Below are 15,929 nucleotides of genomic sequence, written 5' to 3'. Positions count from 1 at the left end.
GAAAACAATTCAAGCGGTCTCAACACAAGACATTGCAGCTCGCGACAACACGCCCCACTCAATTGAGCGAACCCCTTACGATCGCTAGGTCTGTCTGCATCAGCAGCTCCGTTCCACCTGAACCTGACCCATGGGATTGCCCTGGTATCGGGTGCACACCGTCGTTATTAACGACCCAGGCCGACTCTTGGCCGTGCACCTCATGCACACTGCCCTCGTTGCCGGCTGGGCCGGCTCGATGGCCCTCTACGAACTCGCAATTTTTGATCCATCGGATCCAGTCCTGAACCCCATGTGGCGTCAGGGCATGTTTGTCATGCCCTTCATGTCGCGTCTGGGCGTCACCGGAAGCTGGGGAGGCTGGAGCATTACAGGAGAAACGGGAGTCGATCCTGGCTTCTGGAGCTTCGAAGGCGTCGCAGCAGCTCATATCGTCTTCAGCGGCCTATTGATGCTCGCTGCGATTTGGCACTGGACGTATTGGGATCTTGAAATTTGGCAAGACCCCCGTACGGGCGAACCAGCTCTTGACCTCCCGAAAATTTTCGGCATCCACCTCCTGCTTGCAGGATTGGGCTGTTTTGGATTTGGTGCCTTTCACCTCACAGGTGTCTTCGGACCTGGCATGTGGATCTCTGATCCGTATGCATTAACAGGTCATCTAGAAGCGGTTCAACCGTCGTGGGGACCGGAAGGCTTCAACCCCTTCAATCCAGGAGGAATTGTTGCTCACCACATTGCCGCAGGCATCGTGGGCATCATTGCCGGCATTTTCCACATCACAACTCGACCACCGGAGCGTCTTTATAAGGCCTTGCGGATGGGAAACATCGAGACTGTTTTGGCTAGCGCCATCGCAGCTGTGTTCTTCGCTGCATTCATTGTCGCTGGAACCATGTGGTACGGCGCCGCTGCAACCCCGGTTGAGCTCTTTGGCCCCACTCGTTATCAGTGGGATCAGAGCTACTTCAAGACAGAAATCAATCGCCGCGTTCAGACGGCTCTTGATGAAGGAGCCTCCATTGATGAGGCCTACGCTGCCGTCCCCGAAAAACTCGCCTTCTATGACTACGTAGGGAATAGTCCCGCCAAAGGCGGCCTATTCCGTGTTGGTCCGATGGTGAATGGAGATGGTCTCGCGACTGGATGGATTGGTCACCCTGTCTTCACCGACAAGGAAGGTCGTGAACTTCAAGTACGTCGTCTTCCCAACTTCTTCGAGAACTTCCCCGTTGTTCTTGAAGACAATGACGGCATCGTTCGCGCTGACATTCCCTTCCGTCGTGCCGAAGCCAAGTACTCCTTTGAACAGAGAGGCGTTACAGCAACCGTTTATGGCGGTTCTCTCGATGGCAAGGTCTTCACTGATCCTGCTGATGTGAAGCGCCTGGCCCGTAAGGCCCAACTCGGAGAAGGATTCGATTTCGATCGCGAAACCTACAACTCGGACGGAACGTTCCGTAGTTCACCTCGCGGCTGGTTCACCTTCGGCCACGCAACCTTCGCTCTGCTCTTCTTCTTCGGTCACATCTGGCACGGTGCACGCACCCTCTACCGCGACGTGTTCGCAGGAATTGATCCAGATCTTGGTGAACAGGTTGAATTCGGCCTCTTCCAAAAACTCGGCGACAAATCAACACGTCGCCTACCCGAGGGATATGTTCCTCCCACGGGATCCACACCCCTCAGTTGATCGCTCTCTAGGAGACTCTCGATGGAAAGCTTCGCTTACATCCTCATTCTCGGCCTGGCGATTGCCACCTTGTTCTTCGCGATCGCATTTCGCGATCCACCGAAGATCGGTAAGTAGTCCGCCCAGCAGATCTAACCCCGCCTAAAAGCGGGGTTTTTTATTGCCCAAATTCAGATCCCTTAGTTCACAAACACTTTTCAAAGTTCCAGATGTTCTATACAATGTGAAGAATTCATATTGGATCGATTAGGGCGTGCAGTGCCCCTCTTGCCAAAACACGGATAGCCGGGTTCTCGAATCGAGAGCAGCCGAGGGAGGACGCAGTGTGCGCCGGCGCCGTGAATGCCTGAATTGTGAATTCAGATTCACCACTTACGAGCGGGTTGAAATGGTTCCAATCACCGTGATCAAACGCAATGGTCATCGTGAAATTTTCAATCGCAACAAACTTCTGCACGGCCTGAGCCGCGCCTGTGAAAAAACGGAGCTAACCCCCAGCAAACTCGAAGCGATTGTTGACGAGCTCGAACTCAGTCTTCAGCAAAGCAATAGCCGTGAGATCACCAGTTCAGAGATCGGTGAGTTGGTGCTGGGGCATCTCAAGGGGCTCAGCGAGGTTGCTTATGTACGTTTTGCCTCGGTGTATCGACACTTTCGCAGCGTCAGCGATTTCGTCTCCACGCTCGAAGGGATGAACGCAGACAAAGCTGAGCTCGCCGCACTCGTCTAAAAAGCAAGGCTGTTCTGTAAAATTAAAAAATACTGATCCTTTGTCGGCGGGCACTGGATCAATTTTTATCGCACTGTCCTCGGGCAGACCGCCAACCATCCATGACTGTTACCCCAACCGATCCGGCTCAGGATCTTGCTGTGGAGACCACCACTGCCATCGACGAGAGCACAGCCGTCGAAGCCACAGCGGACCAAGCCGATTTTGGAACGGACGAAGATCTCAGCATCCCGGAAGACATTCCTACTGCCGACGATCCCAGCAGTCGTGCCAACCCTAAGGATTTGGATGGGGCCGGCTTCACCATTGATGATTTCGCCTCACTGCTTAGCAAGTACGACTACAACTTCAAGCCAGGCGACATTGTTAACGGCACAGTCTTCGCGCTGGAAACGAAGGGGGCGATGATCGATATCGGCGCCAAAACCGCCGCTTTCATGCCCCTCCAAGAGGTCTCCATCAACAGGGTGGAAGGTCTGAGCGACGTGTTGCTACCCGGTGAGATTCGGGAATTCTTCATCATGAGTGAAGAAAACGAAGACGGCCAACTCTCCCTCTCGGTTCGCCGTATCGAGTACCAGCGGGCCTGGGAACGGGTGCGTCAGCTGCAAAAAGAAGACGCCACCATTTATTCAGAAGTGTTTGCCACCAACCGTGGTGGTGCTCTCGTTCGGGTGGAAGGCCTTCGCGGCTTCATCCCTGGATCTCACATCAGTACGCGCAAACCGAAAGAAGAGCTGGTTGCAGACTTCTTGCCTCTCAAATTCCTTGAAGTCGACGAAGAGCGCAATCGTCTGGTTCTCAGTCATCGCCGCGCCCTGGTCGAGCGCAAGATGAATCGTCTTGAAGTCGGCGAAGTGGTGATCGGCACCGTTCGTGGCATCAAGCCCTACGGCGCCTTTATCGACATCGGTGGAGTGAGCGGTTTGCTTCACATTTCCGAAATCAGTCACGAGCACATCGAAACACCTCATTCCGTGCTGAACGTGAATGATCAAATGAAGGTGATGATTATCGACCTCGATGCCGAACGCGGTCGGATCTCACTGTCTACCAAGGCTCTGGAGCCAGAACCCGGTGACATGCTCACCGATCCTCAAAAGGTCTTTGACAAGGCAGAGGAAATGGCAGCTCGCTATAAGCAGATGCTTCTTGAGCAAGCGGAAGAGGGAGAAGAACCCTTGAGCTCGATGATGGTCTGAGCGGCATGAGCCCATGGCTCATTTATCTCTGAGAGGCCATTCACTTGGCTTGATCCATGGGGTGCTGTTCGACAAGGACGGCACCCTTTCCCATAGCGAACCCCATCTCATCGAGCTGGCCGACGCCAGGATTGAGGAAATCATTCGCGTCTTTGCATCCCGTGGCGCATCAACCAACGTCCAAGCTGAACTCCAGGGCTTGCTCAAGCGCGCGATGGGCCGGTGCGACTCCGGCTTGATTCCTGATGGAACGTTGGCCGTTGCATCCCGTCAACACAATCTGTTGAGCACCGCAACTCTTTTCTGTCTGTTTGATCTCAGCTGGCCTCAAGCACTCGTGCTCGCAGAAGAGATCTTCGACACTGTGGACCGCCTCCACAAGCACACCGCAACGCAAGTAAGTCTCAGCGCCAGAACCCCTTTGCCCCATTCAAAGGAATTGCTCAACGAGCTGCACAGCGCAGGGGTGATCTGTGCCGTGATCAGCAATGACACCCGCCAAGGGATTGAACAGTTTCTTCAAGACCATGGCTTGAGCAACTGCATCACAGGAATCTGGAGCGCTGATGACAGCCCATGCAAACCAGACCCAGGGGCTGTGCATGGTTTGTGCAAACAGCTGCATTTGGATCCATCACAATGCGCACTGATCGGGGATGCCGACTCCGATCTGCTGATGGCACGCCGCGCAGGCATTGGTTGTGCGCTTGGCTATGTAGCGGGATGGCATCGAACCCCCGAGCTGACATCCCATCAATATTTGATCCATCACTGGCAAGAGCTAAGGGTTGAACAAGCTCAGTAAGGGCAACCCGTAAAATCCCATCACGCCCTAATTACTTATGAGTCGATACGTTTTCACCTCCGAATCGGTAACGGAAGGACATCCCGACAAGATCTGCGATCAAGTCAGTGATGCCGTCCTGGATGCTCTCTTAGCCCAAGACAGCACAAGCCGAGTGGCCTGCGAAACGGTTGTGAATACCGGTCTGTGCATGATCACAGGCGAAGTCACCTCCAAAGCCCAGGTGGATTTCATCCATCTCGTACGCGATGTGATTCGAGATATCGGCTACAGCGGAGCACGAGCTGGTGGCTTTGATGCCAACAGTTGCGCCGTGCTGGTCGCCCTTGACCAGCAATCACCTGACATTGCTCAGGGTGTCAATGAGGCCGATGATCACGAAGGCGATCCCCTCGACAAGGTGGGCGCCGGTGATCAGGGAATCATGTTTGGCTATGCCTGCAATGAAACTCCCGAGCTGATGCCTCTGCCGATCAGCCTTGCCCACAGACTTGCAAGGCGCCTGGCAGAAGTCCGCCACAACGGAACACTCGACTACCTGCTCCCTGACGGCAAGACCCAGGTGAGTGTCGTCTACGAGAACGACCAGCCGGTTGAGATCGACACCATCCTGATTTCAACCCAGCACACCGCCGAGGTGACTGGTTTGACCGATGAACAAGAAGTGCGCAACCGCATCAGTGAAGACCTCTGGACTCACGTTGTGGTGCCTGCCACTGCAGATCTCCCTCTCAAACCAGATCGCGCCAAGTGCCGTTATCTGGTGAACCCCACAGGCAAGTTCGTGGTCGGTGGTCCTCAGGGTGATGCCGGTCTCACGGGTCGGAAAATCATTGTGGACACCTACGGCGGCTATGCCCGTCACGGTGGTGGTGCCTTCTCAGGCAAAGACCCCACCAAGGTGGATCGCTCCGCTGCCTATGCCGCGCGATATGTGGCAAAAGCACTCGTGGCCGCTGGTCTTGCCAACCGTGTGGAAGTTCAACTGAGCTATGCCATCGGAGTGGCCAAACCTGTCTCGATCCTTGTGGAGTCGTTTGGCTCAGGCAAGATCTCGAATGCAGAGCTCACCGACCTCGTGCAAGAGCACTTTGACCTGCGCCCAGGCGCGATCATCGAACAGTTCAAGCTTCGGGAAATGCCTTCCCTCAACGGTGGACGCTTTTACCGCGACACGGCTGCCTATGGCCACTTCGGTCGTCCAGACCTGAACTTGCCTTGGGAAGATGTCAGCGACAAAGCCGCAGCCCTGAAGCAGGCGTAAGCCAGCCAAATCCAAGCCTGCAAGAGCTTTAGAGCCCAAACTCATGATGCAAGACCCGCTGGTGCTCGGCATTGACCTAGGCACAAGCGGTGTCCGCATTGCTGTCATCGACAGCAGCTGTGCCCTGCTCCAGACCGAAAGTGCGTCGTACCAGATCGGTCTGATCAACCCCTTCGACTGGCGCGAGCAATGTTGCACATTGATTGGGCGCCTCAAGCCCGACTACCGACATCGCCTTAAAGCCATCGCCGTGGATGGCACCTCAGGAACGTTGCTGGCATGCGATCAACAAGGGGTACCCCTTTCTGACGCCCTGCCCTATTCGTTCGCATGCCCAAATTACGTTGATCAGATCCAAGCTTTGAGTCCACAGGGTGGACCAGCTTCAAGCGCCAGTGGCAGCCTTGCAAGGGCGCTGCGCCTAGTCGACCAACACAAAACCCCTCTCCTGCTTCGCCATCAAGCCGACTGGATCAGCGGGTGGCTTCTTGACAATTGGCGCTATGGGGAGGAGGGCAACAACCTTCGCCTGGGATGGGACCTCAGCAAAAGAGCGTGGCCAGACAGCTTCTCCAGCCAACCCTGGTGGGATGCACTTCCAGAGATTCGCGCCAGTGGCTCAGTGCTTGGCCCCCTTTCGCCCCAACGCGCCAAGGATCTAGACCTGCCAGAGGATCTGTTGGTGGTCGCCGGGACCACAGATTCCAACGCTGCCGTTCTCACGGCTGATGCGGACGACGACGAGGGCATCACAGTGCTGGGAAGCACCTTGGTGCTTAAACGATTCACCGATCAGCCCCTGGCTCAAGGGCCAGGGACCTCGAGCCATCGCGTGGGAGGTCGTTGGTTATGCGGAGGAGCCTCTAATGCTGGTGCTGCGGTACTGAAACAACTCTTTCCTGAGATCAACCTCGCTGAACTGAGCCGTCAGATCGATCCTGAGCAGAACAGCGGCTTACAGCTGCGGCCCCTTCCCAGATGTGGAGAGCGCTTTCCTGTGGATGACCCCCATCTCGAACCCATTCTCACGCCCCGTCCTGTCAGCGATTCCCTCTATCTGCACGGCCTTTTAGAGGGTTTAACGCAAATCGAACACGCAGGATGGCAACGCCTCACAAGCCTTGGAGCCGATCCTCCGAGAAAGATCGTGACCCTTGGAGGTGGAGCGCGCAATCCTCAATGGCGTCGACTGCGCGAGCGCCAACTCGGTGTTCCGATTCGCAGCTGCAATACACCTCCAGCCGCAGGAGTAGCTCGTCTAGCTCTACAGGCTGTACAAGCTCCAGACAAGACGATTCATCTAGGCGAGAATTAAACAAGCATCACCGAGCCCTTGCCCAACCGACTTCGTGACGGCCTTGCCCTTGGCCTGTTCATCGTTCTTGCCGGATATGTGGGATTCAGCGGGTTTCGGCTCGCCATCCTGCTCTGGCAACGCTTTAGCTGAGCCACTCCCCCACCCTCACCTTCGCCCCTTTCCACCATGACCGCTGATCCGCTTACCCCCGCTGTTAGCGAACGCATCTGTCGTCACATGAATGATGACCATGGCGATGCAGTGCTTCAGTACGCCCTCCATTACGGAGGAGTCAGTGCTGCCAATATCGCCACCATGACGGCGGTTAACGCTGACGCTATGAGCCTTGAGGTAGACGGGAAACCCCTCAGGATCCCTTTTGATCACACACTCACTGACAGTGAGGACGCCCACCGCACCATGGTGGCCATGCTGAGAGCGATGCCCTCTGACGGGAGCAAAGGGGAATCCTGAAAGCAGTCGTTTTGATGCTTTGCTAACAGCACTCCAAGATTGCCTTCAAGACCTGTTCGTTGTGCCTTCTTGCCCGATATGCAAGAAGGTGATCCAACCCCATCAACACGCTGATCAAGCTTGCAGCGAGTGCACGCAAAGGCTGGGCCTCATAGAATCGGGGCTGCGCGGCGTCACGCCTGTTCGTTTCAACGCGGCAGGTTGGTATCGAGGAGAGCTTCGCCGAGAGATCTTGCGCCTAAGGCTCAATCAAGACGTATCAGTGCTGAAGGCGATCACCTTCGCTCTGCAACGAACCCTTCCCGCCAAGGCCCTCTTGGTTCCAATCCCAAGCTGGAAAACGCAGAAGCGAGCCAATCCGCTGCCGGCCTTGATCTGCCGGAGCCTGGGACGCACCACCAAGACGCTGCTGAAACGCTGTCGGCCCACCGTGGGCCAACACCATCTCAGTCGCCGTCAGCGGCTTGTGAACATGAAATCTGCTTTCGCGATCCACCCAGATCAACAATCCTGGTGCGTTTCTGCAACTCCCACCTGGATTGTCGATGACATCCTCACGAGTGGTGCCACAGCCCAAGAAGCACTCCATACGTTGAAGCGTGCTGGTTTAGAGGTCAGGGGATTGATCTGCCTGGGGCGCACCCCGTGATTTAAGATTCCGGTGTCGTGAAAGCGACGTGCCGGGATAGCTCAGTTGGTAGAGCAGGCGACTGAAAATCGCCGTGTCCCCAGTTCAAATCTGGGTCCTGGCATTTCCCAAAACGCCATTAAAAGCACGTTGCTGAAACGCATGCGCTGTAGCGACTGGCTTTTCACTGCTAGATAAGATTTTCCTCTCCATCCCCAATAGGCATTGGAGCGGTTGGGAATGTTCTGAGAACTCTTTAAACACAAAGCAAAGCCAGAACTCCCCTTAACCAATGCATAAAAAAAAGGAAGGTCTCCCCAGACCTCCCCAGTTCGACGCATTCCCCTTGGATTCCACCCCAAGAGGCTGGTGAGATTCTTGTGTATCAAACTGAACTCATTTGTAGGAACAAGCACTAAATCCCTATGAGGTCGTCAGCGGACCAAAAAAAGGGAGGGTCTCTCACAACCCTCCCCCTTGCCGTGCATTCCCAAACCAGGAACAAACAGAGTCTTATGTATCCGTAAGAACTCTTGTGTAGGGACGGACACCTGGTGACTCTTCGATCCCAAATCAGCAGTGAATTCAGTTGTGTATCGAACGGATACTGATTTCAGAATTTCTTCAGTGAATCTTGTGGGAGCATTGCCACAACAGCGATCTCAGTGCCCTTATTTTCCTTAGACGACGTATTCAGATCCAAATGTCTCCCACCGACCTATCCAGTCTCAAATGGGGCAAAGACGGAGAGTTGTCCAACAACGACACCCTCAACCTGGTAGAGAGACTGATGAGGGCGGAGGAGGAATCGAAGCGGTCTGACCTCAACTGCAGTTCTATTCATCAACTCCAACCGACGGAAGAATCTTGAGAGAGCTGGGCGCAGGAAACATTCGCCAATGAGCGGAACGAACTGAGATCGGATCCGAAAGTTTTTTGTTCTGGTAAAAACCGCTGCCGATTCCCAGTTGGCGGGCGCCTATACAACCTCAAAATGTTGTGAAAGGCATGCATCAGCAAGATAAGAAGCATCTTCAAGACACTCTTAAGCGACAAATCTGGAGCGAAGCAGGGTTATGGATGCAGGAAAGAGCGCAAACCCTTTGGGACAAAGGGATGTCCAATGAGGCAGCGGCGCTCTACTCAGAGTTCGCCCGAGGTCCAGCGATGGGCAAAGGATCATAAAAACGTAAGGCGAGGTAACCCTTTACAGCTTCAAGTCGCTTCCTCAGCACTAGATCTCATAGGTGTAGAACGATCGCCTAGACAATTGAATCTCCTCTGAACTCCAAAAGCTATTGGAGTTCAGAGGAAAGCAAAACATCGCTGAACAGTTGGCCAATTCCGAATCTGCTGCCAAAGGGCAGAGCCTTCATCCCTAGTCGATTTCTGGACGACGGCGCCCTGCATGGATGGTGGCCACCTCTGTGATCTCTTCAATCACCAAGTGCTTCCTCCAATCCTGGGAGCCGTTCAGCAACTCATCAAGCTCCTCTGCGGTCATTTTCCTGTCGAGACCGCCAAGCGTGCCTTTGATAGCGCACTTGATGATGACCTCTTGCTCGTACGTCATAAAGCGAACGCTGAAGCTTCCATCTTGCCGAAGAGGCCGCAGCGCATCATTCCTCAGCAGCCACTCCATTCCTATCCGCGGGGAGCTGAGACCTACGCCGAGGGACGACGGAGCGCGACCCAAGCAAAATTCGCCATTGAAGAAGCGGTTACGCTAAACAACCATTTCGTCGACTCTTATTTTGTCTAGAGATCAATGAACAGCAAGCTAAATAAAGAACTGATGTCACGGTCTCTTCAATTAACAGCTCTTGCAGAGCTGCAACCCGACGACCGTATTGCACGCATTACCTGGGACAGGATTCAAGACGACTTAGAGCAAGCCGACAACATGGTGTATGGGATGCATTTTTGCATTGCAAATATCGATGCATTGATCAAGACATCCTTTAAAGAAACCGAAAACACCATCGCCGCTCTGGAAGCATGCCATCAACTGATTACGACTCTTGGATGGAACAAAGAAGAGATTTTAGCAATGGAGCGATCAAGCATGGTCTTCATTGATTACATCAAGGATGTTGTCACCATGTACAACGACATCAAACAGAATCACTGTGAAAATGCTCAATGCATTCTTGCAATGAATATGAATTCCATGCTCTTACAGGACCTTGAGTACGTAATGAAACAAAACCCTCAACGGCAACGCAGCCTCACTCCTGCTCTGGAAGCCGCAGCTCAACTAAGGGTACAAATGGTTCTGGTCTTTGACTGGAATGCATCCGAGGCATGAGAAGAACACTGCCTCCACTCAGACGTCCAAGATTTCAAACAATCGGTCTGGCCGAAGGCATTGCCAGGGCCTCCAGATCCTGAGCATGAATGGATGAGTGCAATGAAATCAACGAATGAGATGCGAGGAAGTCCTTAAAAACGGATGAAATCACCCAGTGGCGAGGTAAGATAAGTGAAATAAATCAATCAGGAAGGCTCTAACCAAGCCACATGAGTTTTCTTCTTTCTAGTCGATCTGGTCATCTCTGTTTTAACGGAAATAGGGTCCTAAAGCAGCACACGGATGGACTCTTTCCATCTGATCAATTTTGCGATGGCGACCTATCAATCCCTTCAACTGATCAAAATATCCTGACGATTTCTCAGTGCTTCCTGGATCTCTTCATCAACCCGATGGGCATGATGCAAGAGAAAAGGTCAAAAGGGAAAAAGTGGTTGTATTCAACTGTTGAGATTGAAAGAGAATTTGGTGGGGCAATCCAAATAGAGAATCAAGAACACTCATCAAAAGACCCTCTGCCTACTTCACTCAATCAAACGAGAGGGTGGCACTTATTTACCATGCATACGCTACATCGCTTCTTTTGGAAAGATTTTGACTGCATCAGAGGTTCACGCAAACTTGAAGAAACAAATGACTACCACTGGTGGCTTGAAAATAGCAGTGGAGATATGATCGACCTTGCAGAAGAGCAATATCGAGCGGCAAAGATCCCTAAATTGAGAGATCAGGGCAAAAGACTCAAACCACTCGGCCATCGATATTCGGCAACATCTAGGACCATGGCACATAGGATTACGGAAGTCTTATCCTCCCATCATTACGACGCAAGCGTTATTGATCAGTATGCCAATGCATATATGAAGCGATAAAGCCAAGCGTGAAAGAGGCGGATGCAATGCTTCTAAACTGAGACCAGTGGCGTCAATAACGGATAGCAGAAACATTTAGGTATCGACCAATGGATTGGCTTCCCACCCGTAGAAAGAACTGACTCGCATGGTTACCAGGAAGCTGAAAAAGATCAAAGGCAGGCTCATCAAACCTGAAGAAACGGGCGAGGGATAGAGTTCTGAGATCCATGCATCCCTCAGGAATGCGTTGGACCTACCAAACAACTTGCTCTACGGCTTGAGAGAGGTAGATCAGCAGCAAGCAAAAACGCCTCCTGGGCGCTTTTTAGCATCACTGCTACACCAATTTGAGTGCTTGAAGGGGCAAATTGTCGAAATGCTCCCAGTTCAAATCTGGATCCTGGTATTTGCATCCATAAGCTGATGATCCGCGTACCGCTCGATGACGATCGCACCTTCAATAATCCTGACGGATTTGCGATGGTGTTTGACCGAACGTGGAAGCAATCAGCAAAAACTGAGGAATTTGCTGATCTGTCCATTGATGAACGCATCGATCTAGTGATTAAACAGATGGACGACCATCCATTCCTACAGAACGAACCCGAACAAGCACGTCAGGTTGCCATCTTCAGGGTTCGACTGCTCAAACTAGATGGCTCAAACCACTCAAGCTGACAGCAGCTCATCGATCTGCTCCATCTCTGGATCAAGCGTGTCTGAAGGTGGTTCCTGAGAATCATTGACGTACACGGTTGGCTCCAGATCAAAATCTTCAGGCTCATCCATCGTGGGGCCTGGGTCGACAGGAGAATCGTCAACGGCTTCAAGTCGAGGGGTCTCTAGCTGGATCGGCTCTTCGCTTCTCTCATGGAGCAAGCCGCGGAGTTGCTCAAGACGGTCGCTACTATCGGCGAGTAATAAAAAACTATTGGAGTCATCAGCCTTCTCCGGCTCAACAGACTCCAAATGCGCAGTGAGTTCGTGATGTTTTTCTTCGAGCGCTAGCAACCTGAGCGTCAAAGATTCAGCAATCTCGCTGACGAAGTGAAGTTGACCACTCAACTGCTGAATCATGTCTTGGCTAGAAGTGGACATTGGAGTGAACTCCGCGCTCATCACGCTGATGGTATCGATCATGATGAACTTGTCCACTCTGAACGAGCTCTTTTGCAGAGAAAGGCCTGCTGGCTCAATTGATCAGCGCAAGAGCTTGAGTCGCAGCAGTGCAATGGGAGAAAGGAAACCTGGGGTGCGGTGACTGCTTTGAAAACCACGAGCTCCTTCAGAAAGTCGATTGCTGAACGAAATTGACAGGACACATTGATTCACAGAAGGAACATCTCAGCAATTATCGAAAGATTGAAACTAGCAATAAAGTCGCTTGCCAAAAAAGATAGGATGAAAACAAAGAAAACGAACTTTAAGGGAAAAAAAGAAAAGGCAATGAAGTCACCAAGGAAAACTGAGAAGCAAACCAAACAAGCAGGAAAGCAGGATATATAAAGATTAATGATAAAATCAGAAAATAGCCAAGGATAACGAATCAAAGAGAAGAGAATAAAGACATATTTACTGATAGACAAAAAAAGCGGGAGGTTCAACAAATGCAAAGCAAAGCCAAACAGACACTTTCAAACCTGCTAAAAAGTAGTTCAGAGGAGGAAGAGGTTCACTTCAACGTCGGGGACGGAGTCCTTAGGCTAAATTTAAAGTCGGAAGACATAATGCTATGGGGAGATACCCTAAAAAATATCTCTAATCCAGGAAATATTCTTCTTGCATGCGAGAGCAACCAAGTAGAATTATCAGAGACAAAACTCACATGGATCGTAGGTGCTGCAATTCGATCCACAAAGATCGAAAAGACAAGTGACATCATAAACTTATTAATATCACTTGATGTACCTAGTGATATTGCCGAAGCAGCAAGCAAACACTGTCCAGGACTTGGAAATGACATTACTTGGGCATTTTATTTAGAACGACATGGGTGGCTAACGGCATCACCAATTATGGACACAACAACCACATAAATCAAAAATGAACAACGATTCGTCAGCCAAAATAAAAGAGCTAACAAAAAAAGCAGAGCTATTTGGATTACATAAAAATAATCAGTTACCAGAAAGCAATGCGAAAATTCTTGATTCAGCCGATAGAGCAAAAAGATTATTGAGCACTGAAGAGCTGAATATCCTCTGCGAGAGGTCTCATAGCGATGCCAGCAAGCTTGAAGAACTGCAAAATATATTGCCAAGATTAATTGATGAAGCGAAAGATGTTCTTCTCCGAAGATTTCCAGAGATCATAGAGCCGGGTGGTTCGCTCTATCCGGAGGAAAGAGCAGAGGCATGCTGGAGAGATTGCTTTCACTTTGCAAGAATCAGCATCTACGGAACAGCAGCGGGAAATACAGATATTACTGACAAGGAGGGGGTAAAGGCAGTTCAAGAATTGTATTCAATACTAGAAGTACCAGTCAACGCATTAATGATATGTCTAAAGGAACTACAAGTAAAATGCAGAGAGATATATTTCGAAAGCACTCAACAGAAAGATTTAGAACTGCTAGATGGGTGCTTCAACCATCTAGTCGCAACAATGGAGTCCATGCAATAAAAGCAGAGTCAACAATCTATAAAAAAATAAAAAAAGCTGGTTACAACCAAACAAATGATACGATACGGAATCGATTAGAGACAGCACTAACACGGTTCTGAACGGAAGCGAGTATTACTAAAATTTTTGTTGCGGAAAGAGGAAAAGCGGTAGAAGAAAGGCAAACGGAACTAGAGTCAAAAAAATCAAGACTTAATCCACAGAGCTATGGTAGCCATCAAGCCAACACGTGATTTCACGAATAATGCTCGTACTTCATTTACAACAACGAATCAAAAGACGAAAGGGATAGCCGCTCTAACAGTAGAACAATTCAAAGAGAACCAATGCAAATCTATGGGGATTGGCATTGGGCCAAGACATCATGGTGAATGCCCATTTGGAGTCACAGCAGAAGAATATGCGAGCACTGGAAATAATGCATTAGAATCCGCTATTAGCAGTGCGTATAAACAGGTGTTCGGCAATGCAAAACCAACTGATAGTCAACGCTGCAAAGAACTGGAATCTCAGCTCAGGGACGGAAGAATCACAACTAGAGATTTCATAACAGGGCTGGCAAAGTCAGAGTTCTATAAACAGAACTACTACCACAAAGTATCACCAATAAGAGGAGTAGAGCATAATTTCAAACATTTAATGGGACGACCGCCAATTAATCAAGCTGAAATTGGTGCTTGTATCAGTCTAATTGCAGACCAGGGATATGATGCCTTGATCAATAAAATGACCTCATCTGGTGAATATCTTGAAGTTTTTGGTACAGATACAGTGCCCTACGATCGAGCCTGGAAATCTGAAGCAGGATTTTACTGCTCCACATTCGTGAATATGTGCTCAGTGAGCACAGGAAACGCAGGTTCAGACAAAATCATTGGCGGAAGAAGCCAACTCGTGATGTCTTTAGCCAATGCCAGGAAGCTAAGCACCTCCTCAGGTAGTTACGATGTCACAGGATTTAGTTATTCGAAAGCCGTAAGAGACCCATCCTCAGGAGCGTTCCAAAGAATGTTCACGCCACAAACAACAAAAAGATAGACCTTTCCCCAACATGAGCATAAAAAGGCGCTAAACATCTCTATTAAGACCATTAAACTAAAAAACTCTAACGCGATTATGTGGATTCTTGATTCCACATAATCGCGTTTTTGCCTTGCAATTGCACAAAATGATAATATTTGACCCAGGCAAAATACCTTAGATACTTTAAGTTTTGGAAACAAAGAACGAAGCCAATGAACTAAACGCTTAAAGTTGGGCAATTCTACCTAGCAGAAACAAAAAATCTCCATGGCTATTCCTGTTCGCGACTATTCTCTGAAGAGCCAGAACAGTAGAGTCAACAATCTTGCTGGAAATAGTGATTCAATCAAATATCAAGCAACAGGAGAGATATCCACCTCTGGGACATCAACTCGTAGAGACATGGACAGCTTAATCGAACAGGCGTACAAACAGATTTTCTTTCATGCAATGACTTGCGATAAAGACAAACATCTCGAGTCACAATTAAGAAGTGGTTACATAACCATGCGCGACTTTGTAAGAGGACTCTTATTGTCGGAAAGATTTCAACAAGGATATTACCAATGCAGCTCTAATTACAGGATGGTAGATCAAGTAGTGGGAAGAGTTCTGGGTCGGTCAGTGAGCGGTGAAAGCGAAAGGTTGGCGTGGTCTATCATCATTGCAGAAAAAGGATTCGCATATTTTATAGATCAAATTCTTGAGAGTGATGAATATATGATCAACTTTGGATATGATGGAACACCAGCCCAACGTGGCAGGTTAATACCAGGCCGATCAACTGGAGATATGCCGATCTATCAAAGTTTTCCTCGCTATGGGCAAGATTGGAAAAATTCTCTCATTGAAAGAGAAGTAGTCAATAAAACATTCACCACTGGTGGAGAGAGAAGCGAAATAAAATCACTGGTTAATAAACCACCTGAATGGCTCATTAAGAGTTGGCTGGTCTTGTTTGCAGTTGGAGGATTTGAGATTGCTAGAGTCATACTAACAATTGGAATCTCTATGGTGAAAAATTAA

Annotated in this window: 19 protein-coding genes and 1 tRNA gene; 18 read left to right on the top strand and 2 right to left on the bottom strand. The window is 50.2% G+C overall.

Annotated elements, in window-relative coordinates; all coding sequences use genetic code 11:
- Positions 1-130 precede the first annotated feature (130 nt).
- From psbB to SynPROS91_RS02560, 11 genes are all read left to right on the top strand, one after another.
- The gene (gene psbB, locus SynPROS91_RS02610; protein ID WP_186518208.1) at positions 131-1,693 is read left to right on the top strand and encodes a photosystem II chlorophyll-binding protein CP47; all 1,563 of its coding nucleotides are present in this window, start codon (positions 131-133) and stop codon (positions 1,691-1,693) included.
- A gap of 21 nt (positions 1,694-1,714) precedes the next feature.
- Complete coding sequence (locus tag SynPROS91_RS02605; protein ID WP_006854916.1) at positions 1,715-1,810, top strand: photosystem II reaction center protein T; 96 nt, start codon at positions 1,715-1,717, stop codon at positions 1,808-1,810.
- Between the two features lie 136 nt (positions 1,811-1,946).
- On the top strand, positions 1,947-2,423 hold the full coding sequence (nrdR, locus tag SynPROS91_RS02600) for a transcriptional regulator NrdR (RefSeq protein WP_186518206.1): 477 nt from the start codon (positions 1,947-1,949) through the stop codon (positions 2,421-2,423).
- A 101-nt stretch (positions 2,424-2,524) separates the two neighbouring features.
- The gene (locus SynPROS91_RS02595; protein WP_186518204.1) at positions 2,525-3,625 is read left to right on the top strand and encodes a 30S ribosomal protein S1; all 1,101 of its coding nucleotides are present in this window, start codon (positions 2,525-2,527) and stop codon (positions 3,623-3,625) included.
- Between the two features lie 13 nt (positions 3,626-3,638).
- Positions 3,639-4,430 carry an HAD family hydrolase gene (locus SynPROS91_RS02590; RefSeq protein WP_186518202.1) on the top strand — a complete coding sequence of 264 codons (792 nt, stop codon included), beginning with the start codon at positions 3,639-3,641 and terminating at the stop codon, positions 4,428-4,430.
- A gap of 37 nt (positions 4,431-4,467) precedes the next feature.
- Positions 4,468-5,694: a methionine adenosyltransferase gene (metK, locus tag SynPROS91_RS02585; RefSeq protein ID WP_186518200.1), complete on the top strand. Its 1,227-nt coding sequence runs from the start codon at positions 4,468-4,470 to the stop codon at positions 5,692-5,694.
- A gap of 43 nt (positions 5,695-5,737) precedes the next feature.
- Positions 5,738-7,009: an FGGY-family carbohydrate kinase gene (locus tag SynPROS91_RS02580; RefSeq protein WP_186518199.1), complete on the top strand. Its 1,272-nt coding sequence runs from the start codon at positions 5,738-5,740 to the stop codon at positions 7,007-7,009.
- A 168-nt stretch (positions 7,010-7,177) separates the two neighbouring features.
- On the top strand, positions 7,178-7,465 hold the full coding sequence (locus SynPROS91_RS02575; RefSeq protein ID WP_186518197.1) for a DUF2470 domain-containing protein: 288 nt from the start codon (positions 7,178-7,180) through the stop codon (positions 7,463-7,465).
- Positions 7,466-7,553: 88 nt separating this feature from the next.
- Positions 7,554-8,114 (top strand): ComF family protein, encoded by a 561-nt coding sequence (locus SynPROS91_RS02570; protein ID WP_255439883.1) that lies wholly within the window; start codon positions 7,554-7,556, stop codon positions 8,112-8,114.
- 30 nt (positions 8,115-8,144) lie between these two features.
- Positions 8,145-8,217, top strand: a tRNA-Phe gene (locus tag SynPROS91_RS02565).
- Between the two features lie 884 nt (positions 8,218-9,101).
- On the top strand, positions 9,102-9,278 hold the full coding sequence (locus SynPROS91_RS02560; protein WP_186518193.1) for a hypothetical protein: 177 nt from the start codon (positions 9,102-9,104) through the stop codon (positions 9,276-9,278).
- A 193-nt stretch (positions 9,279-9,471) separates the two neighbouring features.
- Here the strand turns inward: SynPROS91_RS02560 and SynPROS91_RS12120 are convergent, their stop codons facing one another.
- On the bottom strand, positions 9,472-9,789 hold the full coding sequence (locus tag SynPROS91_RS12120; RefSeq protein WP_255439881.1) for a hypothetical protein: 318 nt from the start codon (positions 9,787-9,789) through the stop codon (positions 9,472-9,474).
- Between the two features lie 72 nt (positions 9,790-9,861).
- Between SynPROS91_RS12120 and SynPROS91_RS02550 the strand changes: the two genes are divergently transcribed.
- The 3 genes from SynPROS91_RS02550 (at position 9,862) to SynPROS91_RS02540 (ending at position 11,936) form a co-directional block, all read left to right on the top strand.
- Positions 9,862-10,401 (top strand): hypothetical protein, encoded by a 540-nt coding sequence (locus tag SynPROS91_RS02550; protein WP_186518191.1) that lies wholly within the window; start codon positions 9,862-9,864, stop codon positions 10,399-10,401.
- Positions 10,402-10,613: 212 nt separating this feature from the next.
- Positions 10,614-11,276, top strand: a complete 663-nt coding sequence (locus SynPROS91_RS02545) for a hypothetical protein (protein WP_186518189.1) — start codon at positions 10,614-10,616, stop codon at positions 11,274-11,276.
- A 405-nt stretch (positions 11,277-11,681) separates the two neighbouring features.
- A complete protein-coding gene (locus SynPROS91_RS02540) occupies positions 11,682-11,936 on the top strand; it encodes a hypothetical protein (protein ID WP_186518187.1) in 255 nt (84 codons plus the stop codon).
- On the opposite strand, the gene SynPROS91_RS02535 is transcribed toward SynPROS91_RS02540, so the two are convergent.
- Positions 11,928-12,356: a hypothetical protein gene (locus tag SynPROS91_RS02535; RefSeq protein WP_255439880.1), complete on the bottom strand. Its 429-nt coding sequence runs from the start codon at positions 12,354-12,356 to the stop codon at positions 11,928-11,930. The two genes, SynPROS91_RS02540 and SynPROS91_RS02535, sit on opposite strands and share 9 nt — an antisense overlap.
- A 509-nt stretch (positions 12,357-12,865) precedes the next feature.
- Between SynPROS91_RS02535 and SynPROS91_RS02530 the strand changes: the two genes are divergently transcribed.
- The 4 genes from SynPROS91_RS02530 (at position 12,866) to SynPROS91_RS02515 (ending at position 15,929) form a co-directional block, all read left to right on the top strand.
- Positions 12,866-13,294, top strand: a complete 429-nt coding sequence (locus tag SynPROS91_RS02530) for a hypothetical protein (RefSeq protein ID WP_186518186.1) — start codon at positions 12,866-12,868, stop codon at positions 13,292-13,294.
- 7 nt (positions 13,295-13,301) lie between these two features.
- A complete protein-coding gene (locus SynPROS91_RS02525; protein WP_186518184.1) occupies positions 13,302-13,880 on the top strand; it encodes a hypothetical protein in 579 nt (192 codons plus the stop codon).
- Positions 13,881-14,087: 207 nt separating this feature from the next.
- Positions 14,088-14,918 (top strand): phycobilisome rod-core linker polypeptide, encoded by an 831-nt coding sequence (locus tag SynPROS91_RS02520; RefSeq protein WP_186518182.1) that lies wholly within the window; start codon positions 14,088-14,090, stop codon positions 14,916-14,918.
- 252 nt (positions 14,919-15,170) lie between these two features.
- The gene (locus SynPROS91_RS02515; protein ID WP_186518180.1) at positions 15,171-15,929 is read left to right on the top strand and encodes a phycobilisome rod-core linker polypeptide; all 759 of its coding nucleotides are present in this window, start codon (positions 15,171-15,173) and stop codon (positions 15,927-15,929) included.

The organism is Synechococcus sp. PROS-9-1 (genome assembly GCF_014279775.1).
In the GTDB taxonomy this organism is placed as follows: domain Bacteria; phylum Cyanobacteriota; class Cyanobacteriia; order PCC-6307; family Cyanobiaceae; genus Synechococcus_C.
Note: the sequence above shows the minus strand (reverse complement) of the source record. Positions and strands in the feature narration are given on the sequence as shown.

Bases quoted from the DNA above. Each gene is read 5' to 3' on its own strand.
- psbB (WP_186518208.1), top strand. From the start codon at position 131: ATGGGATTGCCCTGGTATCGGGTGCACACCGTCGTTATTAACGACCCA.
- SynPROS91_RS02605 (WP_006854916.1), top strand. From the start codon at position 1,715: ATGGAAAGCTTCGCTTACATCCTCATTCTCGGCCTGGCGATTGCCACC.
- SynPROS91_RS02595 (WP_186518204.1), top strand. From the start codon at position 2,525: ATGACTGTTACCCCAACCGATCCGGCTCAGGATCTTGCTGTGGAGACC.
- SynPROS91_RS02590 (WP_186518202.1), top strand. From the start codon at position 3,639: ATGGCTCATTTATCTCTGAGAGGCCATTCACTTGGCTTGATCCATGGG.
- metK (WP_186518200.1), top strand. From the start codon at position 4,468: ATGAGTCGATACGTTTTCACCTCCGAATCGGTAACGGAAGGACATCCC.
- SynPROS91_RS02580 (WP_186518199.1), top strand. From the start codon at position 5,738: ATGATGCAAGACCCGCTGGTGCTCGGCATTGACCTAGGCACAAGCGGT.
- SynPROS91_RS02575 (WP_186518197.1), top strand. From the start codon at position 7,178: ATGACCGCTGATCCGCTTACCCCCGCTGTTAGCGAACGCATCTGTCGT.
- SynPROS91_RS02560 (WP_186518193.1), top strand. From the start codon at position 9,102: ATGCATCAGCAAGATAAGAAGCATCTTCAAGACACTCTTAAGCGACAA.
- SynPROS91_RS02550 (WP_186518191.1), top strand. From the start codon at position 9,862: ATGAACAGCAAGCTAAATAAAGAACTGATGTCACGGTCTCTTCAATTA.
- SynPROS91_RS02545 (WP_186518189.1), top strand. From the start codon at position 10,614: ATGAGTTTTCTTCTTTCTAGTCGATCTGGTCATCTCTGTTTTAACGGA.
- SynPROS91_RS02540 (WP_186518187.1), top strand. From the start codon at position 11,682: ATGATCCGCGTACCGCTCGATGACGATCGCACCTTCAATAATCCTGAC.
- SynPROS91_RS02535 (WP_255439880.1), bottom strand. From the start codon at position 12,356: ATGTCCACTTCTAGCCAAGACATGATTCAGCAGTTGAGTGGTCAACTT.
- SynPROS91_RS02530 (WP_186518186.1), top strand. From the start codon at position 12,866: ATGCAAAGCAAAGCCAAACAGACACTTTCAAACCTGCTAAAAAGTAGT.
- SynPROS91_RS02525 (WP_186518184.1), top strand. From the start codon at position 13,302: ATGAACAACGATTCGTCAGCCAAAATAAAAGAGCTAACAAAAAAAGCA.
- SynPROS91_RS02520 (WP_186518182.1), top strand. From the start codon at position 14,088: ATGGTAGCCATCAAGCCAACACGTGATTTCACGAATAATGCTCGTACT.
- SynPROS91_RS02515 (WP_186518180.1), top strand. From the start codon at position 15,171: ATGGCTATTCCTGTTCGCGACTATTCTCTGAAGAGCCAGAACAGTAGA.